Annotated in this window: 36 protein-coding genes and 1 pseudogene; 9 read left to right on the top strand and 28 right to left on the bottom strand. The window is 61.7% G+C overall.

Translation table 11 applies throughout. From position 1 onward, the window contains the following. Nucleotides 1-9 precede the first annotated feature (9 nt). The 7 genes from AB5J55_RS22440 (at nucleotide 10) to AB5J55_RS22410 (ending at nucleotide 6,474) form a co-directional block, all read left to right on the top strand. Nucleotides 10-1,008, top strand: a complete 999-nt coding sequence (locus AB5J55_RS22440) for a phage tail domain-containing protein (protein ID WP_369272387.1) — start codon at nucleotides 10-12, stop codon at nucleotides 1,006-1,008. A 26-nt stretch (nucleotides 1,009-1,034) separates the two neighbouring features. Next, entirely contained in the window at nucleotides 1,035-2,264 is a 1,230-nt protein-coding gene (locus AB5J55_RS22435; protein WP_369272386.1) for a siphovirus ReqiPepy6 Gp37-like family protein, read from the top strand. A gap of 6 nt (nucleotides 2,265-2,270) precedes the next feature. Then, nucleotides 2,271-3,338 (top strand): hypothetical protein, encoded by a 1,068-nt coding sequence (locus AB5J55_RS22430; RefSeq protein WP_369272385.1) that lies wholly within the window; start codon nucleotides 2,271-2,273, stop codon nucleotides 3,336-3,338. A gap of 100 nt (nucleotides 3,339-3,438) precedes the next feature. Then, complete coding sequence (locus tag AB5J55_RS22425) at nucleotides 3,439-4,974, top strand: glycosyl hydrolase family 28-related protein (protein ID WP_369272384.1); 1,536 nt, start codon at nucleotides 3,439-3,441, stop codon at nucleotides 4,972-4,974. Between the two features lie 64 nt (nucleotides 4,975-5,038). After that, nucleotides 5,039-5,323, top strand: a complete 285-nt coding sequence (locus tag AB5J55_RS22420) for a hypothetical protein (protein ID WP_369272383.1) — start codon at nucleotides 5,039-5,041, stop codon at nucleotides 5,321-5,323. After that, the gene (locus AB5J55_RS22415; RefSeq protein WP_369272382.1) at nucleotides 5,323-6,231 is read left to right on the top strand and encodes a peptidoglycan-binding protein; all 909 of its coding nucleotides are present in this window, start codon (nucleotides 5,323-5,325) and stop codon (nucleotides 6,229-6,231) included. The genes AB5J55_RS22420 and AB5J55_RS22415 overlap by 1 nt, the downstream gene beginning before the upstream one ends. 9 nt (nucleotides 6,232-6,240) lie before the next feature. Continuing rightward, nucleotides 6,241-6,474: a hypothetical protein gene (locus tag AB5J55_RS22410; protein WP_369272381.1), complete on the top strand. Its 234-nt coding sequence runs from the start codon at nucleotides 6,241-6,243 to the stop codon at nucleotides 6,472-6,474. Between the two features lie 247 nt (nucleotides 6,475-6,721). Here the strand turns inward: AB5J55_RS22410 and AB5J55_RS22405 are convergent, their stop codons facing one another. From AB5J55_RS22405 to AB5J55_RS22285, 25 genes are all read right to left on the bottom strand, one after another. After that, nucleotides 6,722-6,877 carry a hypothetical protein gene (locus AB5J55_RS22405; protein ID WP_369272380.1) on the bottom strand — a complete coding sequence of 52 codons (156 nt, stop codon included), beginning with the start codon at nucleotides 6,875-6,877 and terminating at the stop codon, nucleotides 6,722-6,724. Beyond that, nucleotides 6,874-7,134 carry a hypothetical protein gene (locus AB5J55_RS22400; RefSeq protein ID WP_369272379.1) on the bottom strand — a complete coding sequence of 87 codons (261 nt, stop codon included), beginning with the start codon at nucleotides 7,132-7,134 and terminating at the stop codon, nucleotides 6,874-6,876. Before AB5J55_RS22400 ends, AB5J55_RS22405 begins: the two co-directional genes overlap by 4 nt. Before the next feature lies 1 nt (nucleotide 7,135). Beyond that, complete coding sequence (locus tag AB5J55_RS22395) at nucleotides 7,136-7,318, bottom strand: hypothetical protein (protein ID WP_369272378.1); 183 nt, start codon at nucleotides 7,316-7,318, stop codon at nucleotides 7,136-7,138. Nucleotides 7,319-7,395: 77 nt separating this feature from the next. After that, nucleotides 7,396-7,737 (bottom strand): Lsr2 family protein, encoded by a 342-nt coding sequence (locus AB5J55_RS22390; protein WP_369272377.1) that lies wholly within the window; start codon nucleotides 7,735-7,737, stop codon nucleotides 7,396-7,398. Nucleotides 7,738-8,013: 276 nt separating this feature from the next. Beyond that, nucleotides 8,014-9,042 carry a hypothetical protein gene (locus tag AB5J55_RS22385; protein ID WP_369272376.1) on the bottom strand — a complete coding sequence of 343 codons (1,029 nt, stop codon included), beginning with the start codon at nucleotides 9,040-9,042 and terminating at the stop codon, nucleotides 8,014-8,016. Next, nucleotides 9,039-10,460 carry a DUF3987 domain-containing protein gene (locus AB5J55_RS22380; RefSeq protein ID WP_369272375.1) on the bottom strand — a complete coding sequence of 474 codons (1,422 nt, stop codon included), beginning with the start codon at nucleotides 10,458-10,460 and terminating at the stop codon, nucleotides 9,039-9,041. The genes AB5J55_RS22385 and AB5J55_RS22380 overlap by 4 nt, the downstream gene beginning before the upstream one ends. A gap of 103 nt (nucleotides 10,461-10,563) precedes the next feature. After that, nucleotides 10,564-10,863 (bottom strand): hypothetical protein, encoded by a 300-nt coding sequence (locus tag AB5J55_RS22375; RefSeq protein ID WP_369272374.1) that lies wholly within the window; start codon nucleotides 10,861-10,863, stop codon nucleotides 10,564-10,566. Nucleotides 10,864-11,116: 253 nt separating this feature from the next. Then, on the bottom strand, nucleotides 11,117-11,344 hold the full coding sequence (locus tag AB5J55_RS22370) for a hypothetical protein (RefSeq protein WP_369272373.1): 228 nt from the start codon (nucleotides 11,342-11,344) through the stop codon (nucleotides 11,117-11,119). Beyond that, nucleotides 11,341-11,565: a hypothetical protein gene (locus tag AB5J55_RS22365; RefSeq protein ID WP_369272372.1), complete on the bottom strand. Its 225-nt coding sequence runs from the start codon at nucleotides 11,563-11,565 to the stop codon at nucleotides 11,341-11,343. The genes AB5J55_RS22370 and AB5J55_RS22365 overlap by 4 nt, the downstream gene beginning before the upstream one ends. Then, complete coding sequence (locus AB5J55_RS22360; protein WP_369272371.1) at nucleotides 11,552-11,914, bottom strand: hypothetical protein; 363 nt, start codon at nucleotides 11,912-11,914, stop codon at nucleotides 11,552-11,554. Before AB5J55_RS22360 ends, AB5J55_RS22365 begins: the two co-directional genes overlap by 14 nt. A gap of 388 nt (nucleotides 11,915-12,302) precedes the next feature. Further along, nucleotides 12,303-12,614 carry a hypothetical protein gene (locus tag AB5J55_RS22355; RefSeq protein ID WP_369272370.1) on the bottom strand — a complete coding sequence of 104 codons (312 nt, stop codon included), beginning with the start codon at nucleotides 12,612-12,614 and terminating at the stop codon, nucleotides 12,303-12,305. Nucleotides 12,615-12,860: 246 nt separating this feature from the next. Next, nucleotides 12,861-13,223, bottom strand: a complete 363-nt coding sequence (locus tag AB5J55_RS22350) for a hypothetical protein (protein WP_369272369.1) — start codon at nucleotides 13,221-13,223, stop codon at nucleotides 12,861-12,863. Beyond that, on the bottom strand, nucleotides 13,220-13,984 hold the full coding sequence (locus AB5J55_RS22345; protein ID WP_369272368.1) for a hypothetical protein: 765 nt from the start codon (nucleotides 13,982-13,984) through the stop codon (nucleotides 13,220-13,222). Before AB5J55_RS22345 ends, AB5J55_RS22350 begins: the two co-directional genes overlap by 4 nt. A 340-nt stretch (nucleotides 13,985-14,324) precedes the next feature. Then, on the bottom strand, nucleotides 14,325-14,609 hold the full coding sequence (locus AB5J55_RS22340; protein ID WP_369272367.1) for a hypothetical protein: 285 nt from the start codon (nucleotides 14,607-14,609) through the stop codon (nucleotides 14,325-14,327). Next, complete coding sequence (locus AB5J55_RS22335) at nucleotides 14,609-14,890, bottom strand: hypothetical protein (protein ID WP_369272366.1); 282 nt, start codon at nucleotides 14,888-14,890, stop codon at nucleotides 14,609-14,611. The genes AB5J55_RS22340 and AB5J55_RS22335 overlap by 1 nt, the downstream gene beginning before the upstream one ends. 110 nt (nucleotides 14,891-15,000) lie before the next feature. Next, on the bottom strand, nucleotides 15,001-15,327 hold the full coding sequence (locus AB5J55_RS22330) for a hypothetical protein (RefSeq protein WP_369272365.1): 327 nt from the start codon (nucleotides 15,325-15,327) through the stop codon (nucleotides 15,001-15,003). Next, entirely contained in the window at nucleotides 15,324-15,584 is a 261-nt protein-coding gene (locus AB5J55_RS22325) for a hypothetical protein (RefSeq protein WP_369272364.1), read from the bottom strand. The genes AB5J55_RS22330 and AB5J55_RS22325 overlap by 4 nt, the downstream gene beginning before the upstream one ends. A gap of 104 nt (nucleotides 15,585-15,688) precedes the next feature. Beyond that, nucleotides 15,689-15,940 (bottom strand): hypothetical protein, encoded by a 252-nt coding sequence (locus AB5J55_RS22320; RefSeq protein WP_369272363.1) that lies wholly within the window; start codon nucleotides 15,938-15,940, stop codon nucleotides 15,689-15,691. Continuing rightward, a complete protein-coding gene (locus AB5J55_RS22315; RefSeq protein WP_369272362.1) occupies nucleotides 15,933-16,238 on the bottom strand; it encodes a hypothetical protein in 306 nt (101 codons plus the stop codon). The genes AB5J55_RS22320 and AB5J55_RS22315 overlap by 8 nt, the downstream gene beginning before the upstream one ends. A 142-nt stretch (nucleotides 16,239-16,380) precedes the next feature. After that, entirely contained in the window at nucleotides 16,381-16,572 is a 192-nt protein-coding gene (locus AB5J55_RS22310) for a hypothetical protein (RefSeq protein ID WP_369272361.1), read from the bottom strand. A 1,763-nt stretch (nucleotides 16,573-18,335) separates the two neighbouring features. Next, a complete protein-coding gene (locus AB5J55_RS22305; RefSeq protein WP_369272360.1) occupies nucleotides 18,336-18,779 on the bottom strand; it encodes a hypothetical protein in 444 nt (147 codons plus the stop codon). Nucleotides 18,780-18,869: 90 nt separating this feature from the next. After that, nucleotides 18,870-19,784 (bottom strand): cupin domain-containing protein, encoded by a 915-nt coding sequence (locus tag AB5J55_RS22300; RefSeq protein ID WP_369272359.1) that lies wholly within the window; start codon nucleotides 19,782-19,784, stop codon nucleotides 18,870-18,872. A 15-nt stretch (nucleotides 19,785-19,799) separates the two neighbouring features. After that, nucleotides 19,800-20,198, bottom strand: coding sequence for a hypothetical protein (locus tag AB5J55_RS22295; RefSeq protein ID WP_369272358.1), 399 nt, complete (start codon nucleotides 20,196-20,198; stop codon nucleotides 19,800-19,802). A 199-nt stretch (nucleotides 20,199-20,397) separates the two neighbouring features. Continuing rightward, the gene (locus AB5J55_RS22290) at nucleotides 20,398-20,646 is read right to left on the bottom strand and encodes a DUF397 domain-containing protein (protein WP_369272357.1); all 249 of its coding nucleotides are present in this window, start codon (nucleotides 20,644-20,646) and stop codon (nucleotides 20,398-20,400) included. Nucleotides 20,647-20,945: 299 nt separating this feature from the next. Next, entirely contained in the window at nucleotides 20,946-21,452 is a 507-nt protein-coding gene (locus AB5J55_RS22285) for a hypothetical protein (RefSeq protein WP_369272356.1), read from the bottom strand. Between the two features lie 157 nt (nucleotides 21,453-21,609). Between AB5J55_RS22285 and AB5J55_RS22280 the strand changes: the two genes are divergently transcribed. Next, nucleotides 21,610-22,866, top strand: coding sequence for an XRE family transcriptional regulator (locus AB5J55_RS22280; protein WP_369272355.1), 1,257 nt, complete (start codon nucleotides 21,610-21,612; stop codon nucleotides 22,864-22,866). Then, complete coding sequence (locus AB5J55_RS22275; RefSeq protein WP_369272354.1) at nucleotides 22,857-23,360, top strand: GNAT family N-acetyltransferase; 504 nt, start codon at nucleotides 22,857-22,859, stop codon at nucleotides 23,358-23,360. Before AB5J55_RS22280 ends, AB5J55_RS22275 begins: the two co-directional genes overlap by 10 nt. 85 nt (nucleotides 23,361-23,445) lie before the next feature. Here the strand turns inward: AB5J55_RS22275 and AB5J55_RS22270 are convergent, their stop codons facing one another. From AB5J55_RS22270 to AB5J55_RS22260, 3 genes and pseudogenes are all read right to left on the bottom strand, one after another. Continuing rightward, complete coding sequence (locus AB5J55_RS22270) at nucleotides 23,446-24,222, bottom strand: hypothetical protein (protein WP_369272353.1); 777 nt, start codon at nucleotides 24,220-24,222, stop codon at nucleotides 23,446-23,448. A 33-nt stretch (nucleotides 24,223-24,255) separates the two neighbouring features. Beyond that, nucleotides 24,256-25,080, bottom strand: a complete 825-nt coding sequence (locus tag AB5J55_RS22265; RefSeq protein ID WP_369272352.1) for a helix-turn-helix domain-containing protein — start codon at nucleotides 25,078-25,080, stop codon at nucleotides 24,256-24,258. 284 nt (nucleotides 25,081-25,364) lie between these two features. Next, nucleotides 25,365-25,559, bottom strand: a pseudogene (locus AB5J55_RS22260) (phosphoribosyltransferase); the annotation flags it as partial. Nucleotides 25,560-25,561 lie beyond the last annotated feature (2 nt).

Genomic DNA, 25,561 nt, shown 5'->3' with positions numbered 1-25,561 from the left:
GAGGCGCCCATGCCAATTCCGGTGAGGGCCAGACCGGCGGCGCCAGTAGTCATTACGCCTACTCCGCCGGCACCGGTCAAGTGGGGTCGGACGAGCGTTTCTGTGGTCGGGAACAACGGTCAGGGGGAGGAAATCCCCCTGACCCTGTTCAACGGCCGTGACTGGCCAGCAATCCTCATGCAGCCCGGAGCCACGGGCCTGGATATGCCGCCATTCGGTCTCTTCTCGGACGACTCCCCGAACCTTGACGGATCTATCTACCGGTCTGCTCGCGCCGCTGCGCGAGAGATCATGATTCCTGTCTATCTCCACGGAATTGATCGCCAGACAGTGAATCAGCTAAAGCGCAAGCTGTTTCAGTCGCTCAACCCCAAGCGCGGGTACTGCCTCCTCAAGTTCACCGAGGGGAACGGCAGGACTCGTCAGCTCACCGCCTATTACAAGGGCGGCATGGAGGGCTCCGAGGGGACCGACGCAGCCGGATTCACTTGGGCTAAGTACGGACTCACCTTCACGGCTATGGACCCCTGGTTTTACCAGGACCGATCTGAGACGACCCGTTGGGACTTCGGTACCGGTGACCCGCTCCTGAGCACCACCGCGGCCTTCTTTCCCATGCGTATCAGTGACGGTGTGATGGGCGGTCCAGGAGAAAGCCTCGTCATAGACAACCCAGGGGATATCGAGGCATGGCCAATATGGAAGCTCTACGGGCCCATCAAGTCATTCACTCTCACGAGCCCCAAGGGCGAGACCGTAAAGGCTTCCCCACCCTCTGACGGCTCGGATCTCGTGGCCTCGGGCCGAGTCCTCACGATCGATACACGCCCTGGCAAGAAGACCGTGAAGGACGACCTAAGCGTCAATTACTGGTCCAAGCTCGACACGAACCCAATGTTCTGGTCGGTCGAGCCTGGTGACACCAACGCAACCGTTTCTGTAGTAACCGGATCAGGCAAGGCGGCAGTCGCCCTCACCTTCCAACCCCGGTACGCATCTTTCGTATAGGGGGACTCTTGGGCTACCGAGTTGAGGTGTTCGACAAGAACTTGAAGCGAGTGGGCGAGATTGATGAATGGCTCTCACTCGACTTCACAGTACGGCTCTGCCAGGAAGGATCTTGGCAGCTCCTTATCAAGGACGGCACGCCTCAGTCTCAGCTCATCGAGAAGGGCGGCGGCATCGCCATTTGGCAGGAGGGGGTTTCCAAGCCTCTCCTGTCGGGTCAGGTCGACAGCTTCCAGAAGTATTGGACGAAGTTGCAGCACACGGGGCCAGGAAGCCTCTACATCGCGGGCAAGTGCCACAACACCCTTGCGTATAGGCGCCTGGCCTTCCCCGACCCGGCTAAGGCCGTGTCACAGCAGTATCAAGCCCGGCTGCCAAGCCGACTGGTGCGGAAGACATACGCGCCTTCCGCTATCTACGAAGAGCTTTACAACGCCCTCGGCGCTGGTGCTCTTTCTGACCGCCGGGTGAGCGGTATCAACTTCGGCACTGCCCCAACCATTCCGGCTGTTCCTGGCTGGGGCCTGACCGACTCCCTGAGGTTCGACACCATCGGCGCAAAGATTGAGGAATGGTACGAGAAGCGAAACTTTGGTTACCGCTTCCTCTACAACGCCAACACTCAGAAGATCGATCTCGACATCTTCGCTCCCCGCGATCGGTCCAAGGAAGTCCGCTTTTCCCCCGAGCTGGGAAACCTTCGCGAATACATCTGGACCCTCAGCGCCCCCAAGGTGACTCGGGTCATCGTCGGCTGTGCCGGCGAAAACCTTGAGCGGTACTACTACCAAAAGGTTGACTCCGACTCTGAGTCTGAGTGGGGAATGCAGATCGAGCAGTTCCTTGACCGTCGAGACATTCAGCTCAAGGTGGATAAGACCACGGGCAACCCCGTGAAGTCGGACGCCACCATGACGGCTGACGACGTTGAGGCAGCCAATACCGCCCTTGCAGAGGCAGCCACCGACGCTCTTACCGAGGGCGAGCGAAACGGCAACTTCCAGATTTACCCGATCGACACTGCCGACTGCGCTTTTGGCCGTGACTACTTCGTAGGCGACAAGGTGACCGTCGCCGTAGACGGCACTGAGTATTCAGACATCGTGCGCGAGGTCGTTGTATCCGTCGATGACGGGGGCAATGTGCAAGACGTTTCTCCGAAGATCGGCCAGCAGGGAACGGGCGACCCGCTGAACCTCTACAAGACCGTTTATGACATGCAGCGGAAGCTACGCCGCCTTGAGTCAAGGATGTGATGACCCGTGGCTGAGATCAGTTACCCGTTTAACGAGGCCAATGCCAACGGTGGATCACAGATCGTCTCTCAGGCCCAGTGGCAATCCATGGCAAACATGTGGGGAGGCGACCGAGTTGATTTCCAGCTCACCGCCTCGACCTACGGAACCACCTCCCTGCCGTTCAACGCGACGATCGTCAACGGCCGTACCGTCCAGATCAACCCCGGCAAGGCTTGGGTAGGCGGCTTCTACTACAGCCTCACGGCTCAGCAGTCCGTGACGATCCCCAACAACAGCACCACGAAGCCCCGTAAGGACCTGATCGTTCTTCAGGCGGACATGGCCAAGTCGGCTGTGAACCTTGCCGTTGTGACGGGCACTGCTGCGGCTACACCCGTCGCCCCGACTCCCCGCCGGCAGGCGGGAGGGCTCTGGGAGATGCCCCTTTACGAGGTCGACGCAGCGGCCAACAATGCCTCTGTCTCCATCAGTGGGCGGATGCCCTTCAACGTCCCTGCTCGGGTTGCTTATCCATGGAATGCCAATGAGAGCGCGGCTCTTCAGCCTCGGGGCACGTTCTACGTCGACATGGACAACAACAGCAATTACACCCAGCACGAGGCATTCAACGGTCGAGACGGACGGCTGATCACCCGCCACCTGGGTAAGTCCCTGACCTACACGCCGAGCATGGTGGGTATCGGCAACCCAGCGGTAAGGCAAGGTCGTTGGCGCTGGATCGCCCCTAATACCGTCTGGTTCTCGCTCTACATTCAGAGCACGTCCACGGCAGATCTGAAGATCCCAAGTACTGGATGGACATATGGCGTAACGCTGCCGACTCCAGCCAACGGCGCTACAGGTCAGGTCTTCCAGGGCCACATAGATAACAACGGAACTGGCGCCAGCCCGAACCTTCCGAACTTCGTGGACATCACCGCAAAGACCAACCGAGGTTCGAGCACTTCCACCGCTTACCTCTACATGCCGAACCGGAACTACACCACTGGTACCGGTCTCGACGGCATCGACTACTTCCCGCGCAAGGGGTTCCTGACGATATCCGGCGTGTACGAGGCCGCGGCCGTCTAACCACCACACAGAACGACCAACTCAGCCCCCGATGGGGGCTTTTTGCATTTCAGGGGGAACCTATATGGCTCGACTTCTGTTCGGTGGCACTGCGGCTGACGTGGCTGAGGACGTTTCCGGCGCTCGCGTTGCTGGTGTCGTCGGAACCGTCTGGGACGGCCCTTCTGAGGGGGCAGCCCAGCTCACGGACCTGACGGACGTCTCGGGAGCCGCTATCACCGAGCTCGTCTCTGACGATGACGGGATGGTCCCGGGCTTCTACGGCCCTGAGGGGGTCGAGCGGCTTTGGCTCGACTTCGGAGGCGGACGGGTAGCCCTGGTGGCCAACGACGTTGGCGAGCGACTGGCGGCCCACGTGGCTGCCGACGACCCCCACGGGTCACGCTCAGCCGTCATGGCGGAGCTGGATGCCCTTCGTGGAAGTGCTAACGGCCTCGCCACGCTCGACCCCACGGGCAAGGTACCGACGACTCAGATTCCTGTTCTCACTCCGCCTGACCTGCTCGACTGGCTCAACGTCCAGTCTCCCGAGTTCGGAGCCAAGGGCGACGGAGTCACAGACGACACGGCGGAGATCCAGGCAGCCATCAACGCAGCCGGCATCGGCGGCCTCGTGTACTTCCCCAAGGGGGTCTATCGCATCTCGGCGCCCCTGGACCTTCCCCGAGGCGTGACCCTCATGGGCTCGCACTCCAACTTGATGATTGGTCCCGGGATGCTGGATGAGGATTTCCCTTGCTACATCCAGGCACTTCCGTCAATGACTACCGGCGCCATGATTCAGATCATTGGCGATAATGACGGAACTCACCCGGCCATCAACGGTGAGCAGAGGATTTTCAATCTAATGCTTGACGGCTCGAAGGTGACGACCGGAAACCTTGACGGTATCTACGGTCAGGGGAATGTCCAAAACGTCGTAATGCGCGATGTCTGCATTAGGAAGATGCCAAACAATGGCATCATCACAGGCTCGAACGCCGGTGGCGAGTGGCCGTACAGTTGGCGCCTCCACTCCGTCATGGTGGACAACTGCCACGCGAACGGAATTGTTTTTGAGCGTCAGACCGACCTCAGCATGATTGATGTGCAGGTAATTGGCTGCTGGGCTGCGGGCGTCAAGCTCATCAACGCCGCGAACACAATCCTCGAAGCCTGCCGCGCGGAATGGTGCGGAGGTCACGGATTCCACATCACCGGAGCATGGGGCAACTGGCCAGGGTCGGGCTCTATGACTATGTCGTCTTGCTCAACCGACCGTAATGGATGGGACGGGGTGAGGATCGACGCGACCGGTAATGGCCCCTTCCTCATCAATGCTCTGAACACACGTCGGGATGGCCGTAACGGCGGCCCCGGCGGCGGTGGATACGCGGGCTTGGCCCTGCTCAACAGGGCCCCAGTCGTCGTGACCGGTCTCGGCTGCTATGTGGGTACTGACGACGGAGGCACGGCCAACACAAGCCCTCAGTACGGCGTGAGAGTTGCCAACGCACGAGACGTGAACGTGATTGGCGCATACCTGCACGGCCTCACTGCGGGCGTGTTCCAGGAAGGCACGAACGAGCGAGTTCGTTTCACCGCAATCACGACTGTCGCGGGCAACAACTACGCCGAAGACCGCGTCATTTCCTAACCCCTCACTTTGAAGGCGGCTGCGGATATTCCGTGGCCGCCTTTTTGCTGCCCTGAGGAGCCTCATGACCCTTTCTCAGTTCTTCTCAATCGTGGGCCCTCTGGCGTCATTCGTCGCTGCCACTGTTGTTGTCTTCGCTGGCTATAAGACCAGCGCTGCAAAGGTCTGGCGCGAGGAAGCGGAAGCCCAAAAGGAACGGGCAGACCGACTTGCCGGCGACCTGACCGAGATCAAGAACCGCCTTGCACGAATTGAGGCCGAGAACGCTCGACTCATCCAAATTCTCACCTCTCTCGACCCCAACCGCCTTGCCGCAATCCGGCTGGCCGCCAACCCCACGGAGGACTAATGGCAACTCCCATGACTCCTGCGCAGATTGTTGCGCAGCTCAAGAAGTTCGGCATTCCGTTCAAGGAGTACAAGGATTGGAAGACCCACAACCGGAACCATATGGGCAAGTGGGGGCCCGTACACGGCCTGATGGTGCACCACACTGGCTCTGACGCGAAGGATCAGCGAGAGCTTCTGTACGCGGGCATCAGCGGCCTTCCTGGCCCTCTCTGTCACTTCGGCCTCGCTCAGGACGGCACCATTCACCTTGTCGGCTGGGGCCGCGCGAATCACGCTGGTGCGGGTGACGATGACGTTCTTGATGCCGTTATCGCTGAGAAGGACATCCCTCAGGACAACGAGAGCAACACCGACGGAAACGCGCGCTTCTACGGCGTCGAAATCTGGTACTCGGGCTCTCACAAGATGTCCGATGCCCAGTACGCGACACTGCGTCTTCTGGCTGCGGCTATCTGCGATTTCCACGACTGGGACGAGCACAGCGTCATTGGTCATGGCGAGTGGGGTTCTCCAGGCAAGTGGGACCCCGGTTATGCGCCCGGCAAGATGATGGACATGGACGCTGTCCGAAAGGACATCAAGGCGACCCTTGGCAGTGACAAGCCTGCCGAGTCCAAGCCTTCGACTCCTTCCAAGCCCACCACGCCAGCAAAGCCGAAGCCTTCCATTCCTGCTTTCCCTGGCGCCTACTACTTCCGCGCTGGTGCCAAGAACCAGTACGTGACCATGCTCGGCAAGCAGCTCGTGAAGAAGGGTTACGGGAAGTTCTACAAGCAGGGTCCAGGCCCTCAGTGGACTGCCGTTGACCGGGCTGCCGTGAAGGCATTCCAGCTTGCCCACAAGGAACTCAAGGGTGATGCGGACGGGTACCCCGGCCCACTCACTTGGAAGATGCTGTTCAACTAAGGGGGACCCATGAAGGATTTCGTTTCCAAGCACGGCGTTCGGATCTATTCCGTCCTCGCGGCCCTGGTGCCGGCGCTCGTCCTGGTATGGCCAAATGTGCCGTGGGAGGCGCTTGTTGCCGCGTCTGCTGGTCTGCTCGGTGTCGGTGTCGTTGCGGCTACGCATGAGGACACCAAGACCCTCAAGGCCCTGTACGAGGACAGCCCCTTTGAGGCTGAGCTTCGCGGGGCGTCGGGGAAGTAGCCCGACACAAGAACTAGGTGCAGGGGTGCACCTGGGGTAGAGAGAGAAACACAAAGAGGCCCCCTCCCGGAAACGGGAGGGGGCCTCATTTTCGTTTCACCCAGCAGGGCAGTCCTCGTGTTCCTCGCGCAGGATGATCGAGAGTTCATAGGCAGTCGGCTCTAGTGGCTGCCACACCGTGAACTCTTCTTTGCAGTCATCGCACTTGTACGTGACCTCTACTCCGACAGGCTTTCCGACCACGTCTCTACTCCCCCGGCTTCACGGCCACACTGCGGACGTTGGATACGCCCTCACGCGCCTCCAGCTCGTTCACGCGCTCCTCAGCACACGTCGCGTCGTACGTAACGGCTGACTCGCGCTCCTGGCCGTCCTCGGTCCACCTGACTCTGAAGCTCTTCACTGCGTCTCGCTCTCGCTGTACGTCCCTGCGTGCGCCAGTATCACCGAGGCCGCGTAGTCCGCAGCCATGAAGTGGTTGGCCTGGAGGATGGCCAGGAGCCCCCGTCTCAGGCCGTCGATCCGAGCATTGGACAGACGCCGAGCAAAGCGGGTCAGACTTGCCGACCGCTCCAGCTCCCCTACCAGCTCCCCAAGGAGACGCGTGTACGCGCGCCCGTAGGTGCTGGCCTCGGCTACCTCCTGCATCGTCTGACTCACGTCACCATTCCCGGCTCATGTCAGAGGTAGCGACCGGGGTCCACTGCTTGATGGGCTTGGGCTTCACCCTCCCTGCCAAGACTTCCGCCTCCGCAAGCCGGTTCGCTTCCTGAGCGTTGGACGCCTCCACGAAGACGACCGCCGCAGCGTGCGCGTGAAGCGCCACGCGATAACGCTTCTTCATCTCAACTCCCCTTCAAACGAGAAGAGGCCCACCCCCCGAAGGGGTGGGCCTCACATTTGCCTCTGTGCTGTGTGGAGTTACGCGTTGGCCGCCGCGTACGCCTCCTTGATGGAGGCCGGAACGCGGCCTCGGTCGTTGACCTCGTAGTTGTTGGCCTTGGCCCACGCGCGAAGCTCTTCGGCGGAGGGCTCCCCCTCGGCACGCTTCACCGAGGCACGCCCGCGGCTGCCGGCGGAGGACCGACCGCCCGTCTTGCGGCCACCCTTCACGAAGGGCTCAAGGAGTCCACGGAGCTTGTCCGCGTTGGCCGTGGTCAGGTCGATCTCATACGTCTTGCCGTCCAGAGCGAACGTCACGGTCTCGTCCGCCTCGACCCCGTCGAGGTCATCGACAAGGAGAACCTGAACCTTCTGAGCCATCTTCTGTACCTACTTATCTAGTCTCTGATTACGGTGGACGGGCCGGTTTCCGCCGTACCCCTACACGAAAACCGGGCCCTCTGCCAGACGGAGGCTTTCATATAGCCTCCAATCCTTCAAGCTGGTTCTACTCTTTCCACTCTCCCTGTGACCATCTACGGCACAGAGAAGCGTAACGACCCTGAACCAAACGGCTAGTTGTGGTCCTGGTCTTCGGCATAGCGGAGGGGACCGCGCTCTTACGGTCCTGCGTTGTGGTCGCACTCATTCCTTGCCTTAGTCCCGAATCTCTTCGATGTGCGTGAACTTCTTCAAGGTCCAGTACCCCACGAGCTTGCCCGTCTCCACGTGGTAAACGGGCTTGCCGTAGTCCACCTCGGTCGCGTCCTGGTGCTCCTCGTCGGCCTCGGGCTTCTGGTCCTGGTGCTCGTTCTCTTCGGGCGCGTACGCCCACCAGACCTGAGACTGAAGCGTGCCCGTGAAGATGACCTCTCCCGACTCCACGGCCTTGACCTCGTACCGTCCCGATCCCGCGTAGCTGATCTCTGCGAGAGTGCCGCCGTCGCTCGGCTCGGTCGACCGCTTGCCGCCCTTCCCTCCGAAGAGGATTCGTGCGTTGACCTCCAGTCGAGAGGACCGCACGGCGGGGATGTTCCTGATCTCCCCGTGAATCCACTCGCCCGCCTTCGGGGGCTCGGTCTTGCGGATGAACCCGTGATCGGGAATCAGAGTCGTCCAGGTCTGACGCGTGGCGGGGTCAGTGCCCTTCTCACCCACGCACGCCCGGATGGCCTTGACCTTGACCCCGTTGTGAGTTGCCTTCATCTCCTGGGGTTCGGCCAGCAGGGTCCCCGTACGGGTCACCTCGTGCCCTCGGGTGTCCTTCCCGAAGGCAGTCACCCAGTCGCCCGGCTTGACCTTGGCAAGCATGTCCTTGAGGTCTTCCACCTTTTCTACTTCCTCCCAGTTTGGGGAACGCTTCCGGTTCCCGTTTTCCTGACTGTCATTGAGCACCTTCAAGGAAGGCGCCTCCAACCGATCGGTGCATACGTCGCAGTCACACGCGTGACCGACGCACAGCGGGCAGTCGATGACGTCGCACAGCCGATCAGGGCCGTACCCGTCTCCCCTGTCATATGAGAAGGGGTAGAGCACGTGTTCTCTCTCGTACCGATGGCCATGGGCCAGGGGCACCCTGGGGCACTCGAACTTGGACGTTCGGGTGCCTTCCTCCGTGGCGAACGCGGCACGGCATCCGGTGCACTGCAATCGCCCCTCGGGGTGGGGTCGGATCTGGTGCTTCACGCACTGACCTTCTTACGAGCCACGGCCTTACGGGCAGGCGCCTTCCGAGGTGCCGGCGGGGAGCCCGCGGGGGTGGTCTTCGCCGCCCTGGCGGTGGTCTTCTTCGCGGGCACCGCCTTCTTGGCAGGCGCCCGCCGCTTCGGCGGGGCCTTCACAGGCTCGGGCTCCTTCACGGGGTCCGGCTGAGGCATGACCTCCACGAGTCTGAAGATCACGGGGTTAGCCCCCGGCCTCTTCTGCCGCTGCTCGACCATCTCAACATCAGCCATGTCCTCAGCCGTGTTGAGAATCTGGGCAGCCGAGTAGCGAGACGAGAGAGCGCGGTAGAGCTGCGTGCTCGTCATCTCTCCGCCGTACATTTCGAGCTTCTGACGGATCTTGGCGTCAAGAGGCTGGATCGTACGGGACTTAACCACGTTGCTCTGTGAGATGAGCTGCTTCACGGAGGCTATGGAGTAGTCCACGAACGCCTTCGCAGCATCCAGCGCCTTGACCGTGACCACGGTCTTCCGCTCGGCCGCAGTGAGGACGCAGGCAACGCGCATGACCTGTTCCCCGGAACGCTCGATGTAGCAAGACACGTCCTCGGGCAGTTCCTCTAGCGCGTCCTCGTACTCCGCGCTGATGTCGTCAAAGCGGTCCGCTGCTGCGTCGCTCAACTCCATCTGTCGGGGCTCCTTCTGCACCCACTCATAGGCCAGGCGGAGTGAGCCACTGACCCTGATCTCATCGAGCGGACTGCCCTTGTAGTCCCGTCGACGGAGACGCTTGGACCGCTCGACACTGACCGGAAGAATCCGGTTGTATGAGCCTCCCTGAGCCTCAGTGGCGCTGATGAACTTAGCCCAGAGCGCGGGCTGAATGTGAACGTGGAAGCCAAGCGAAGGCTCGTTCACCGTGATCTCTACGCGCTTGCCATCCTTCTTGGTGACGTTCGAGATCCGCTTTCCGTCCCAGGATGTACGAAGTACGCCGCTGTACTTCGGGCAACGCTTCGTGAGCTGAAGCGTGGTCGGCCATTCCTCGTCAATGACGAGCGTTCGGCCGTCCAACCCACCCTCAGAGGTAAGCGAGTCCTGTTCCGTCTCGTAAAGGGTCTGCACGAGGGACGGGCCCGAGGAAATACCGCCCTGCCGGCGGAGGGCAAGCCATTCCCCGATAGCGTCGTTGAGAATGGTCTCAGCCGTGGCCAGGGCGAATCCCTTACGGCCAACCATCGAACGGCCAGCAAGGGCCGTCCAGACCACTACCGGGCGCCCGTCCGGCTGCGTGAGCTTCCCGTTGAGGGCAGCCGAGTACAGCGCGAGTACAGCCGCGTGCACGCCGATGGGGTCAGCCTCAGTGTGAGGCATAGCGGCCTTCACGGCCGCGCCGATAGGCCCGTAAGCCATCGGCTCATATCTCGCTTTCTCGTCCACTTCCACCTTCCCTGTTCTGTTGTGTTGGCACGTCCACACTGAGCGTGTGAGCGTCCATGGATCGGGCTGGAAGTACCCCTGTCCCAGCCCTCACCAAAGAGGCTCAGAGCCCCAACATCACGTCCGAGAGATCACGGGACGCGTCTTCCGCGCTCTCCGCGCTATCCATGAACAGAGCGGACGCGTGCTTGAATCCGAAGTTCGTCATCAGCGAGTTGTCCTGAGCGGCCTTAACCTCGGGGTCTTTCTGCCCCCTCTCGTATTCAGATTTCGCCGCTACCGAATCCTCCCGCATTCGACGGGCGTGCGATCCCAGGGCCGCGCGAATGATGCCCTCGTGCTCTTGCAAGAAAGCGAGGGCTCGCGCCATCTGCTCACGCTCACCCTGGTCAATTGTTTCCATATCAGAACTCCTTCTCTATCCGAATGTCGAGCGGCCCCGTGTGGCCCATGGTTCGAGCCATCCACTTAGCCGCAGCCTCGTACGAGTGGAACCCCCCTTGGCGGGGTAGCGGGAACACGTTGCTCCCGTCCCATTCCGTACAATCGATCCAATAGGCGCCCTCCTCACGCCCGATACGTGCCCCGCCATTCGGCAGGGTGACGAGCGCCTTACCGCGCTCGAATCGGTCAACGTGAATCGTGGTGACACTCATCTACGCCCCCACTCCCTTGAGTTCGGCCACGAATGCGCGGGCGGCCTCGCCCACCAGAGCACGAGCGGCAGTGAGCGGGCAGGCGTAGCCGTTGGCCACCTCACCCAGCTCCGCGCAGAGGTCACGGAAGGCGCCCATGCGCGCACACAAATCCGCGGTGCCGGCGGCAGCCCTCCCGCGCTCCTGGGCCTCCTGTACGTCCAGGCCCCAAGCCTTGACGGCACTCACGCGGCCTCACCGTGGCCGAGCTGCTGAGCGTCCGTCGGGTACACGGGCCACAGCCCATACGAGAGCGGCACGGGCCCGTATCCGGGACGCCAGGCAACCCAGTACACCCAGCGTTGGAATGGCCGGAACCCCCGCTTCTCGACGCTCACGACCTTGCCCACGTTGCCGGGCTCGCGGAAGTGCGAGACCCGATCACCAACCTTGAACTCAGCCTTTCTCACGTATCTGCCTTTCCTCGGTGGGGATGATCAGGGCAAGTGCGTTAGCGGGCCACGGGTCACACCAGCCGCCCCAGTCGGCCAGCACGACGACCGGGCCCGGATGGTTGGCCAAGTGGCAGCAGACACCGCACCCGCAATCGGGGCTATAGGCGTAACCACTCGCCGGATACTGGTCGTTGAAGTAATCCGACCGCCTGTCATCACTGAATGACGCCAGGATCAAATCCCCGTCGCACACGTCCTCTGCGTAGTAAATGCGGGCGTGCACCTCGTCTTCCAGGATCGGAGCATGGTCCTCGTCCTGGGGGTAGCGAGTCACGATGACAGGGAAGAACTCAAAGCACTTCACGCCGCCTCCTAAGCGAGCTTTTCCGGGACCCAGGTGAATGCGTTCCGAAGGGCCACGCCATAGGCGTAAGCCGTCCATAGCGTGGGCTCAGGGACAGATCCGAGGATGCATCGAGCGGCACTGTGAAGCGTCCCGGGTTCCTGGGTGTAGGGCATGATTGCCAGTCTCGGCGCCTCCCAAATGTGGTGCGGGACAAGCGTTTCAGCGTCCCTCAGGTTCAGCTCTACGCCCTCCTTTCCAGGCGTCCAAAGGATGTCCACGCGGACGGCCCCGAGCGAGTCCAGGCCAACCGCAATGTGCGAGTGATTCATTGCACCCCTTCCGTAACTAGGCAATGAGCAAAGGACATGGAGGCGTACCCCTACCCGCCATGCCCCAAGCCCACTGCCTAGCGGCGGGAGTTGTTCAGTGCCTCAATCGCCTTTTCCCGCACACCAGTAGGAAGGCATCCCGCGTGACGCCGTGCACGGCGCATATGGCTGTAGAACATGACGCCTTCCCAGTTCTTCCCGTCCTCCCCGCAGCCGAGGAGGCAACGCACCTTCCAATGAGTGTCACTTCCGGGGTAAGCGGCCAACGGTTCCCAGCCCAGTTCACGGATTCGATCGAGCGCCTTTTCAGCGCTCGCGATGTTGCGCTTGCTCATTCCCGTCTTGAGCACGGGGTCAAGGTCGGGCATGTTCGGGGAGTTCTCCATCATTTCGCGAGTTCCTTTCGCTCGGTTAGATTGCGTCCGCGTGGCGGCGTGCGTGGATAAGGTCCACACCCCCATCCGGGCAGTGCTGGCAGGGAACGGTGTTCTCCTCCCTCCACTGCTTTACGGTGACCAGAACTACGCCATCACACGCACCGCATGTCATTTGCACCATGGGTTTTCCCTTCGCTAGAGACAAAGCAAAGGGCACGGCGGAGTACCCCTAATCCGTCCGTGCCCCAAACTGCGCCGCTATCGAGCGGAGTTGCGTCCCCTGCATTGACGGCAGTACTTGCACGGGTCCACGATCCGCACGCTGTGACGCTGGACCATCATGAGTGACCAGCCGTCAGCCAGTTCGGAGGAATCGCCCCCCTGCATGGCAACGCTGGCCAGGTGCCACAGGCGGTAACCCTCCGGGTCAACCTCCTGCCATTCCGCAAAAGCGGCATCCCGCTTACGGGTGTTCTCCTCCCGCTCGCCCGGGGTGTATTCCACGGGCACCGGGTGGGAGCCCGAGCCGTTCGGATAGGTGTTGTAGAACGCTCCCGGTTCACTGGCGTACACGTAGAACCGGAGATTCATTGCGATCGTCTGAGACGAACGGCGCATCACTTACCGCCCTTCTTGCTCTTGAGGTATTCGACTGCCTCACGCTCGACGAGCCGCAATAGGTCAACCGGGAGAGTGGCGTTTTCCTGCCCGTGGTCCTCTCGCATGTAGACCGCGTACATGCCCTGTGCGTGCTCCTGCGCGCGTCTCCACTGTCCGTGTGCGTCGATACGCGGTCTCGCGTTCAGGTCGAGCGGGTAGCGCGCATAGTGCCCCCTCCATTTCTGGAGTTCGGCAAGCGGCTGGACCACGCGGTTAAGCGCAATCCACATGTTCCGTTCCGTGATCGTGCCCGCCTTCAGTACGGCCTCACGAATCGGGGGGAGGTCGAGCGGAGGATTGATGCGCTCCCCAATGATCGGGTCATTGGGGAAGAGCCCGAATTCAGTCCGGTACTCCTCCAGCCGGACGCTTTCCCACCCCTTCATGATTCCGGAGTGCTCCCCGCACACGATCACCCGCAGCCGCTCACCCTTGTAGATGGTGGTGCGAATGACCACGCCCGGATACGGGCAGTGCCCGCGCTCGTCGTCGCGGTAGACCTCGCACAAGAACTCACCCTTTACGGCCTTCTGTGCGTCCTCAGCGGTCGGCGCCTCACCAACCCATACGGTCGTGCGCTTCTCCGTGTCGTACTCGTACGCAAACCACTTCTCAGGGTTCGGCGCACTGTCCACCTGGACGACGTAACCGCCGTACTCCTCCGTCCCCTCCTTCCCCAGGTAGAAGACCCCGTCATATCCGCCCTGCTGCCATTCAGGCACTAGCTCACCTTTCTTAGATGACTTCCATGGAGACAACCTGATTTGCATGCACGTCCTCATGCAGCCGCATGTCAGTGCGGATACTGAGACGGCTACCGATACCGATCACGCGACCGGTAACCAACACGTCCCCGACAACGAACGTGACGGACAGGGACTCAAGTTCGTACAGGCCCCTGTGTGCCGCTCGGATCGTTTTGAGAGTGAAGAGCGGTCTCGGCACCAATGGCGCCCCTCTCATCGAGCCTCTGAGCTTTTCTCTAGAGACTGGCCGAGTAGGGCATGGGTGATCGGCGCCCGGAATTCCGGGTGACCTCCCCATGCCCTCTACGGTCAATCGCTAGCGAGTCATCGCGCGGCAGCCTTCACGCACGTATCGGATCTGCTGAGAGACCGTGCGCTTTCGGCCCTCGTCGTACGTGTCGCCCACCATGTCCGCGAACCACGTACGGCCCTCACGTGTGCGCCGCAGCTCGACGCACGGCGGGTAGTGGACCGTTCCCGCGAGCACGCGCACCCTGTAGGACGCGTGCGGCTTGTTGGGGGCCGAGTATGCCTCTGCCTTTGTCACGCCCCCGAGGATGGCCACCAGGGCGAGCACGATCATTCCGAGACGCGTACGCATCAGACGGCCACCTCCGGGAGTTCGCGCACGATGTACGGCCTTTCCGCGTTGCGGATGAACTCCAGGGCGTCAACGAACTGTCCACCCGTCCGGAATGCCACGGTGAGCGGGGCCTTCGGGTTGTGCGACCAGTAGTCGGGGCGCCGATGCGCCACTGACCACACCGACCCGTCAGTCATCTGCACGACTTCCCGCCCGGTCAATGCCACGTCCCGCAGCTCGAAACGCACGCTGCGGGCAGGCTTAAGCAGGATCCACCGATCCGTGCTGAGGTCCTTCATTTGTGTTGTCCTTTCCCGAACATGAGAAAGGCACGGCCGAGTACCCCTACCGTCCGTGCCCAGATTCCCCACCGGTACGAGGTGCCGGCGGGCACACTTCACCCCGAATCTCAAAGCGGGGTTGCGTCGCCTGCTGCGGTCAGCAGCTCGCCCAGGATGCGCCGGGCGGGGTCGCTCGGCGCCCCGTACTTGGGGTGCGTCGCTCCCTCCATGAACGCGTTGTAATCGGCCTCTGTCAGGTAGAGGGCGTGCCGCACCTCATCCCCGTCCGGAATGCAGTCCCCCTCCGCCTCGTAGATGGCATAGCGGATGCGCTCCACCTGGGCCCGTCGAGCCGCAGCACTGAAGCGCTCCACGCGCTTGCCCCAGCCGCGTACGGCGCTCGTCCAGTCGTCCTCTGTCAGGAAGACCGCGTATCGGTACCGGGCCGCGCTCAAGCGGACACCCCCCAGCGACGCATGGGGATGCCGAACGTGTGGACCTTCTCCAAGATCGGGTAACCGTGCTGGTCCTCCCCGATCACGCGGGACACCTCCACACCGAACAGAGGCGCCCCCTTCTCCTGGACGTAGAGGGCGTGCCCGATGTGGGCAACGAACCGGTACCGGGTCCCGTTAATCACCCGGTCGTGCGTCTCGAAAATCTGGGATGCCTGAATCCCAGACATGAACGGCTCACGCTTGCCGATCTTCATTTGTGTTCCCCTCACCCAACTACCGCGCCCCAATGGCGCAGTAGGCAGAGGAAGGCACGGGAGAGTACCCCTATTCCACCGTGCCTCCGTGACTGCCCACTACGTCAGTGCAGACCCATGCAGTTCTGCTCTACGGGGCCCATTCGGACCCCCTTTCGCTTGAACTGCGTGGGCAGCAGTTCACCGCTCTCCTTGAGCGCGCTCACGAGGGTTTCCAGGTCCCACCCCTCGTAATTCCAGAGCGCACCTTTGCACTCCTCCCCGGTTTCGGGGAACATCGCGCCGAGTGATTCGGCCATGTGCTCTTCACACAGGAACAGATCAGCGGGCTCGTAGTAGAAGAAGCGCTCAGGCATTGACGCTCGCCCCCTTGTGCTCCTCGCAGTTGCAGCCCGGCAGGTTGGTGCAGTACATAGCCGAGTAGCCATGGCGGGGGAGAACAGAGTTCGCCCGGTACTTGACGTTTCCGGACAGCCACCACTTAACGCGCTTGACGCCCGCTTCCCAGTCGTCACCCACCTGCGCCGGGCACGCTCCCCCATCAAAGGGTTCCGTGAGAATCCAGAACGTGACCTCACTGCGCACGACCATGCCCCAGCGCTTATCCATGTGCACCTGTGCATGGCTGTTCTCACTCAGCCACACAGTGAGCACGAGAGAGCTACCTATCTCCTGTGTGGTGACCTCACCTATTGCAGGCATGATTCCCCTTTCCCTACTCCACTACGTCCCATGCTCGTAATGGGTGATGGGGTGCACGGAGAAGTACCCCTAATCCGCCGTGCACCCGACGCCCTTACGAAAGCGGCGAGACGCGAACGTTGATGCCGTTCACGCTTGCGTATCCGGTCATGAAGATGTCGCGCTTAGCGCGCTGACACATCCCGACATGGGCAATGGACGTGGTGAACGCGTGCACCGAATCCACCATGTTTCCCCATGCCCGGACCTGATAGCGGAACGTGCCTGCCTCATCCGTGATGCTCACCTCAAACACATCGTGATTGGTGTACTCACGATGGAATGAGTAGCTACGGAGCGGGATGAGCCCGCGCTCACGCGGTCGAGACACGCCCTCTGCTGCCACTGGCATTGCTTCCCCTTAGGGATCGCCGTACGGCCCTCACGGGCCCTTGCAAGTGCCTAACCGACACTCCCCTAGGCAGACTCACTCTCAGACGCTTAGAGACACACTGAATGGCGCTGGTGAGTATCAGTCACCGTGCGCCGTTGTGTGCTGGACACGTCGTGTCGAATGTGCCTGCCGTAGGCAATCTCAGTTCTGCATACGCGCTTCCCTCATGCTTTGTGTTCGGCACTGTTTCCGCTTGTGTTGGTTGGTTCCGTGGGAACTGCGCAACGGCATTCACAGCGTGTCTCACGCCACAATCGCTAGGCATGTAGGTCTATTCATCCCGGATGACCAATCCCGGTTATCGGTTGCAGGTTGGCAGCCTGCCCCTATGGATGCTCACTCAGAGAGTGAGAGGACGCGTGTCGTCGTTTCAGCCCGCCGCATATGCCGTTCTCATCTCAGCGTTTTCGCTAGCCCTTGCCACGGCAGGCAAGACCCCATCAAATGCTTCTGAGGCTGCGTCTAAGCCTCTTGTAGGTGCAGCATGGACCCACGGTCCACCTGTGAAGCTACAAGCGCTCAGAGCGCCACTCAGGGCACGTCACATACTCACGCTCAGAGAATGACCAGTCAGCCGACTGCCACTCAGACTCGCTATCCAGTTATCAAGGAACGTGATCTTCGGTGTCACCCGTCGCATTCACGGCCGGACCACCACCGAGGCTGGTAACTCATCAACCCCAAACCCTCTGCGCCCGAATCCCGGTCTCTGCGTGAACCCCTTTTCCGCTTCCCCTTCTGGGGCGGTACTCCGGGGCCGCTTCCGTTCGGCGCGGTCGGTGTTGCAAGGAGGACTATTCCGAATCCACACCCGGGAGGCAACTTACGAATCAGGGTTAGGAGTGAAGACGCGCGCTCACGCGTTGAGGCTACAAAACAGCAGGTCAGAGGGGGTGTAACGCCTGGCCGGCAATGCCTACAAACTAGGACACAATACCCCACCACCCGGGAGGCAACTTATTTGCAATGCCTTTACCTTTAGATGCCACATAAAGGGACATCACGGGCGGACTCGTTATTGCGCTGTGATATGCAGGGTTGTTTCATATATACCCCTGCCACGTATACACATGGCGCATTATGGACATTGCATGGTGCGCATTGTGTCCGCATTCATGCGGGAATGACCGTGACCCACTTCACACAAGTCACCTAAGGCAGGCTCGCTCTCGACTGCACCCCGTGCGTCACAAGGGCACAAAGAATGCATTCACAAGGTCACGAGGAATGCACTCCTATTGATGCCTCACTTAGTGGTGCAGCATTATCATTCACAAGCGCACAATGTATTAATGTTACCGCACACACATGTGATGCATACATACGGGGGTAATATAACGAGAATGCTGTCACGAGGACCGCAGGGGCGCCTTCCCTCCATCGTGTACGGGTTTCAACATTCACAAGGGAACAAGCGCTAATCCCCTGATCCTCGCTCCAGCTCCCTTACTCGACCCCCACAGCCGGCACCGCGGCCTCTCAGGACCCCTCGGAGGACTCGGAATGGTGCACCAGATGGGGTGAGGTAACAACAACATTGTTCCCTGGCTCACACTTCAGGGCTCTCCTGTCCTGTTCTGGGCCAGAGGACACGTACGTTATTTATGGCGGGTTGGTTATACCTCCGTGTCCGGAGGGTGGAAGAGCCTCAGGACGTCCCTCAAGCCCTCTACCGACCTTAGGTCCACCTTCATGGTTTCCAACATCGCATCGATTGCCGCCCTATAGGGATCAGTGAAGTCCCAATTGCACTTCCCAGGGTGCCATTCAAAGAGGCTACAGGCGTCGTCTTGCGTATCGGGGTCGTTGATCTCGCAGGGGGTTAGGACAACTACGCGTTGCTCTCCCACGGAATCCCAGAAGAGCCACACTTCATTGTACGAATCGGGGATGTAACGAAGAAATGCCCCGTGGAGGTCGTGTTCTTCCTCCGAGAGTGCACATTGATATGGAGAATCGGGCTCATAGTCCACGCCATCAACGTCATACGGAGCGATTTCTAGCGAGAGATGGACGACTTTGGTTTCTAGCAGATGTTTCGAGGTGCAGCGAAGGATCATTTCCGAGTCTCCTGAGGACAAAAAGCGGGGCCCCGGCCATCTCCCACGAGGGAGGAGACAACCGGGGCCGATTCAGGACCAGTCAGCGGGCTAGGTTGTGTACTCCAGATCTGTCAGAGCGGCCCCACGGACGGATTCCGCCTTTTCATCGAGATCGAGGGATTCCAGGTACGTGATGAGTTCCCTCCGAGTCACGCTCAGGCGAGTTTTGAGCCCATCTCCGTGGATCTCCTTGGGAAGAATCACCGTGCGGAACTCTTCATCCTGGATTACCCCGGAAAGAAGCTGATCGACCAGCCATACAGGCGTCCGTTCACGGATGGCGAAGGTCAGGTGCATGCTGGGCTCGTCGGAATTCCGGGAGTGCGGGTTGTGCACCCACCCCCGGGGGAGAATTAGGGACTGCCCAGGCTCCAGGTCGAATGCCTGATCAGGTCCATTAGCAATCCACTCCTCTTGCCATCGCGGGTCCCACACTTGGGTTGAGTCCAAGTGACTCCGAACCGGGTCCTTGAACTTGGGTTCCCAGAGTTCCCACGTCTTCGAGCCCGAAATCTGCACGATCACGGCCATTTGCTGATCCCAGTGGTGCTGAAGACCCTGACCGCCGGCAGGCGTGAGGAAGGCATGGAGGTAGTTCGAGAACCCTGTCTCCCGCTGGATCGAGCGAGAGACCCCGCCAAGGAACGGAACCACCCTCTGAAGGTTCCCGAGGCGGATCGTGAAGCCCTTTTCGTAGTACGCCCGCAGCTTCGCCCCGTCCGTCCGGCCGTTGGTCTTGAAGCCCATCGGATGGATGCTGGGACGAGGAGGGTTACCGCCAAGGTTCATGACGGCCACCTCATCCGCGGGCGTGCAACCGCTGAAGGCCCACGTCTCGAAGAACTCGGGAGTGACGAAGCGGTCCAGCTCGGTGGCTCCTCGCTCGTACACACGCGGCTCATCGGGCCAAGAGCCCAGGAGTTCGGTTACACCATCCTCAGGCAGCAAGAGACGCAGGGACATTACGGGCTCCTTCTGTCAACTGGGAGGGAGCGGGCAAGCAAGGTCCGGATGGAAGCCGTTCGGGCAGCAAACCACCTGCATATACAACAGATTTTGCGATTGGAGGTAGTACACCCAACACACGTCCACACCATTCGAAAGAGCTTCGTGGGCGTGTGCAATCTTGCTGTCTAGGTCGCTGTACGCCTGCTTACCGTCTTCCCGTTCAAACGGTGGATTTTCCACGTAGTGCTTGCTCAACCACTCGACTGCATCGGTCGCGTCAGTCCATGTGCGGTCGGCTGCGGCATGGCTCCGCTTCATCAGCCAATGGCCGGGCATCAGGGGCGGTACAGAGCCGTTCTGGAACTCTGAGGCGGCTTCCCGGTACCGATCAAGAGCCTGTTGCTGCTTCTTGTCCTGGGGGTCCGCCACCGCAGGAGCCCCATTGGGATGTGGGGGCCTACGGCTTCCCTCCTGCGCGTACACCTTCGGGGGCCCGATCCACGGCCCGTAGCCGTGCCAGTGCCCCGGTGTTCCGCCAGGCCAACCCATGTGTTCTCCAAAGGCTGAGGAACCGCCCCCAAGGGTTCTGGGGGCGGTCCGCGTCGACTGCTGAGGGAGGTCCCTCAGACTAGACCGTGAGGCCCCGGTCCTTGACCCAGTTGCGCGCCCACGTGTCCATCTCCGAGCCGCTGAACAGCAGCACGGTGCCGGCGGGGGCCTCGGGCTTGTTGTCGCGCACGATGAAGGTGTCCGCCGCGCTGGGGTGGGCGGCGATCTCCACGCACGTCTCGTTGTCACCGCCGAGGTTGCCACCGCAGTAGGCGGTGAACTCGGCTCCCTCGGTCGGCAGCTCGTAGGCGTTCTGGCGCTGAGGCATACTTCCTCCAGGTGCAGGCGTCGTGCGGAGACTCGTTCTCCGCGCCGTTGTGCACTTGCAGACCCGCCCGGTTGCTTACCTGTCCTTCTTCACGGGGTTGGCGAAGTAACCGGGCGGGGGCTTGCCCGCCCCCGCCGGGAATTCCGATAAGAAGACGGGGGAAGCCTCTCTTCGGACTCGTCCAGCGAGGGCGGAGTTTTAGGGGTGAGGTTGGCTTAGGGCCACTCCGATTACGAACCCGGTTGATCCGGAAATCCTGATGATCAACAGAGGGCCTGTGAAGCGCGCTAAGCGGGCGATCACGTGGCCACCCGGTCCGCTTCGGCGGGCTCAAGACTTGCCGGCGGCGGCGTAGCGCGTCGGTCCCTGTCGAGCTGCGACATACGGGCACGCATGAGGCTGTCCCGGTCGGGGCGGCGGATGTCGTTGGGATCAGCCGTCCACGTCACCCCGCCGTCCAGTGGGCGCAGAAGGTAGCCCGCTACCTCCCCCATTTGGTCGGTGGACCTGTCTCGCACCGTTTCGCCCACCAGCGGGACATGGGGCCGCTCCTCCAGGAGGTTCGTGGGCCTGGTCCGTCGAGCCGCTTCACGGAGCGCTCGGTTGATTCTCAGGACATCCACGACGCGGAGGGCACCAAGCACGATCGGTGCCTCTCCCTCCTCGGTGCCCCAGTCCACTCGCATCTGGGAGGGAAACACCTCTATCTGCCGAAGCAGCTCCCGCAGCTCCTCATAGGCGTCCTGCGACCTGTTGTTGGTCGCTCCGCCTGGAAGTTCGACTTTGGGGGCCGTGGGCTCTGGCATGTCATCACCTCGTGCCGCTGTGTTTGCTGGGGGACTCCAAGTCAACGACGGTTAGGGCAGCCGGGACAGGTGAAACAGAGGGGCACGCCCTTGCACGACACCGGTGATTTTTACCTTCACCCGTGTCCCTGGGGTCGCTCAGAGCTACCGTGGAGACATGCCGGAGGAGAACCAGAGGCTTGCAGACCGGATGGAACAACTCGGCTTCAAGCAGGCCGAGTTAGCACGTCAGGTCAACACTGAGATCGAACTTCTGACGGGCCAGCCGGGCAAGGTCTTGGACTCGGACGTACGCCGATGGCTACGCGGTGAGACAAGGTGGCCGCAGGATCGCATCAGGCTCTGTCTGGAGAGGGTTCTTTCCGCGAGTGCCGAGGATCTAGGGTTCGTGCCTCGCAAGAAGCGCACCGCACCACCGGAGGAAGATTCCGTGCATCGTCGTAGGTTCCTCACCACAGCGAGTGGCACGATATTGGCCGTTGGGACCACGGGTACCAGTGACCATCGGCGACTCGGCATCAATGACGTCCGGCGCTTCCATCAGGACTATGTGGCAATCGTTCGGCAAGACGCTGCGGGGCGGGGCTCAAAGCAGGTGGAGAACCTTGCGGTGGAGCTGGCTTCTCGTATCCAGTCTGCTCTAGCGCTGTCCGCGGCCTCAACTCGCGTACGGGACATGCTCCATAGGCTTGCCGCGGATGTCATCAGCTCCGCTGCCTTCGCATCCATCGACGCCAGCGCACCCCAGCGGGCACGGGCGCATCTGGACAAGGCCCTGACCTTCGCTGGTCTGTCTCGGGACAGTGAGGCGATGTACCACGTCTGGAACCACATGACCCTGACGTCCAGTCAGCGGGAGAACCACGCCGAAGCTGTCGCAGGAGCCGAAGTCATGAAGCGCTCGTCAGTCGCACGGCGGGATCCGCTGTACGCCTCTCTCGGGCACATGCGCAACGCCAATGGACTTGCGCGCCTGCGGCGGCGCTCTGAGGCTCTGCGCGCTCTCAACGATGCCGAGCGGGCCTTTGCGCGGACCACCGACCAACAGCGCCCCGAGTGGATCAGATTCTTCGACGGTAGCGAGCTTGACGCTCTGGCCTCGTACATGTGGACGGCACTCGGAGATCATGGAAGGGCCGAATACTGCTTGCACCGCACTCTTGCCGCCATCCCAGACGACATGGTCCGGAACCGAGCCCTGTATACGGCGCACTTGGCCCTTGCTCAGGCCAGGCAAGAGGAGTTGGAACTTGCCTGCGCGACGGGCCGGCAGGCGTACATGATGCTGCCCTCGTCGTCTGGATCAGGGCGCACGGCCAACACTCTGGCCGCCACGCGCAAGGTACTCGTAGCCTCGGGCTCGAAGGCCCCCGAGGTCGCCGAGTGGATTGAGGAGTCTGCCGAATGGATCTGAAGCGCTACACGCACGCCGACGCACAGGACGTGCGCTCTCTGCTGCTGGACATCCATGACGAGGCGTACGCCGACGATCCGGACCCGTTCCGCTCGCGTGAGCGCTTCGCCTACTTTGTTGACCTCTGGTCCTCACGGGAAGACTGGCAATGCGTTTCGGGCTGGGAGGAGGGTGGCCCGGTTGGCTATTCGTACGGCTCCATGTTCAAGCCGGGTGGCTGGTGGAAGGGGCACCCGCGCCCTTCCGACCTCAAGGGCTCCGTATTCGCTTTGTCCGAACTCATGGTGATCCCCAAATGGCGCGGCACTGGGCGTGCACAGCAGATCCATGACGAGCTGCTCGCAGCGGTGTCGGCCGACATGGTCACGCTCCTGGTGGACACAGAGCACCCGAAGGTTCAGGCCCTGTACGAGCGCTGGAACTACAGCAAGGTAGGCGAGGCGAAGCCCTCTGACGACTCCCCGCTGTACGCCGTCATGGTCCGGAAGCTCTAGGCGGTCCGCTGTCACTGGCCTGTAGACTCGAAACCTGAGAGGCCCTGCCTGTACCCCTGGCAGGGCCTCTCATTGCGTCTAGGGGCTATACGGCTACGGCGTCCCGATGCCTGTAGTAGGTCGCCTGAGAGATCCCCAGGGCTTCACAGACCCTCTCAACGGTCGGCCTCTTCCCCTCAGCAGCGATGGCAGCGCGGGTCTCCTCGATCTTGTCTCGGGTGAGGGCCAGGGCCTTCCTGTGAGGCTTGCCCTTGAGAGAGTTCTCAAGATCCTCCGTCACCTCTTCTGCCTCCTCGGTCAGCCCCTCAGCGGCCTCCCTCAGCTCCTCCAGCTCGTTCACCACGCCCGAGGCACGAGAGACCAGGGTGAGGCTCTGAGAGGCGAGAGAGGCCGTCAGCTCTCCCGTGAGGTAGTCGATCATCCACGTGAGTTCCTGCATCTGCTGAGAGGCGGTCTTCACCTGGGATGGGGTCTCAGCCATGTGCACGAGGTGCGCGATGGTGAGAGGCGGAACGCATGAGACAGCCACCACCAAGAGAGCGGAGCTGTTCATGTAGTCCTGCTCGATCAGGTGAGAGATGGACTGAGCCGACATGGCCAGCAGCAGAGCCATGAGAGAGCCCACCAGAGCAGTCACCTGCCCTGGCAGCTCCATCTTGCGGCGGTAGGTGGCGATGGCCCCAGCCGAGAGGGCGTAGACCGAGAGGCACACGGGCATGGCGGGTGCGTAGCGCTCGGACCATCCGGAAGTTCTCGCCAAGGCGACCTCTCCGGGAATCGAGAGGTACAGGGCGGCGATGCACGCCGCCGGCAAGGCGATGTAGAGGATTCCCTTGATGTACCAGGGGGTTGCGGAAGGCATGGGTGTCCCTTGGGTTGTGATGGGTGAGAGAGGTCAGCCGTCTTCGCGGCAGTCGCGGCAGATGCCGCCGGGGTGGCCCGCTCGATAGGGCCTGTGGCACTTAGGGCACTCAGCCCGATTGACGGGCTCTGAGGGCGCCTGAGAGGGCATGGGGGCAGGAGTCCGCTCGGGCTCGTGGTTCTTGAGCCGGAAGTGGACGAGAGCGGCAGCAGAGGCCACGGGAGAAGGCAGGGCCTTCGTGAGGGTCCGAATCACTTCCATCTCGTGGAACCCCTCGGAAAGCCACCGAGCGGCCAGCGGCGCCAGGCGCTGAGCCTCGCGGTTGGTCAGCAGAAGCCGGGGCTCGTGAATGGCAAGCCTGTGGAGAGCCTTCACGGCTCGCTCGGTCAGGGCGTCGTCTGTCTTCTGGGGAGCCTCTTCCTCCCCCTCCCCATTGGCGCTGCCCTCGGAGCCGTCCGGCTCCTCAGCGGGAGGCGTAGGGAGGTGGTCATTTCGCTCCGCGTCTTTCCCCTTGGGGTAGTCGCCGACATCCGGTGTGGTCGGCTCCCCGACCGTCGGAATGTGGTCAGTCGGGGTGTCAGAGACAGAGGTGAGGGTGACCCAACGTCCGCTCTCGGGGTCCTGGACTCGGGCGCGGTGGACGTACCGACGCTCAACGAGTCCGGCCATGGCGTTGGAGACGGTCCTACGACCGTCCGGGACGCGGGTAGTGATCTTCTCTACCGTGGCGTTGTTCTTGTCCGGCAGAGACAGCAGCTTGACGAGAAGGCCAAGCTCAGACAACGACATGTTGGACTGTGCGATCTCGTTAGGGATCTGCACGTAGGCACGGGTGTGCCGGGTACGCTGGACGCGCATCTAGAGACCCACTTCTCTAGGTGTACTTCCCAGCGGGTGACAGCCCGCCGGGCGGCCCCCCTTGGTGACAGCCTCGGGGGGTCGTTGCTTCGTGGGACGGTACAGGCGACTTCGCCCGGGAGGCAACTAACTTCCCCCACCGGAGCCCCCACGGACTCAGCAGAATCTCAGCAGAGCACCCAGCACGACCTACATCGAACAGGTACGAACGAGCACAACAAAAGAGCCCTGACCAGGGAGTTTGCCCAGGTCAGAGCCCTGTGGTATGCCGCGCCCGACTAAACCTCGACATTCACCAGATGAAGGTTCTTGCAGTCCAGGGCGTAGGCGAGCCCACCGGCGACGAAAACCCCACCACGGGCGATGCTGAGCACGATGTCCGGCTCGTAGCCGTCGTCGGCGATGGCCTGCGCGAGCTCACGGACGGCGGTGCCGAAGCGCTCGTAGGTGAGGTTCTCGCGTGACTGCTCTTCGCTCATCC

It is taken from the genome of Streptomyces sp. R11 (genome assembly GCF_041051905.1).
In the GTDB taxonomy this organism is placed as follows: domain Bacteria; phylum Actinomycetota; class Actinomycetes; order Streptomycetales; family Streptomycetaceae; genus Streptomyces.
The sequence above is the reverse complement of the archived record's forward strand: the minus strand, read 5'-3'. Positions and strand labels throughout refer to the sequence as shown.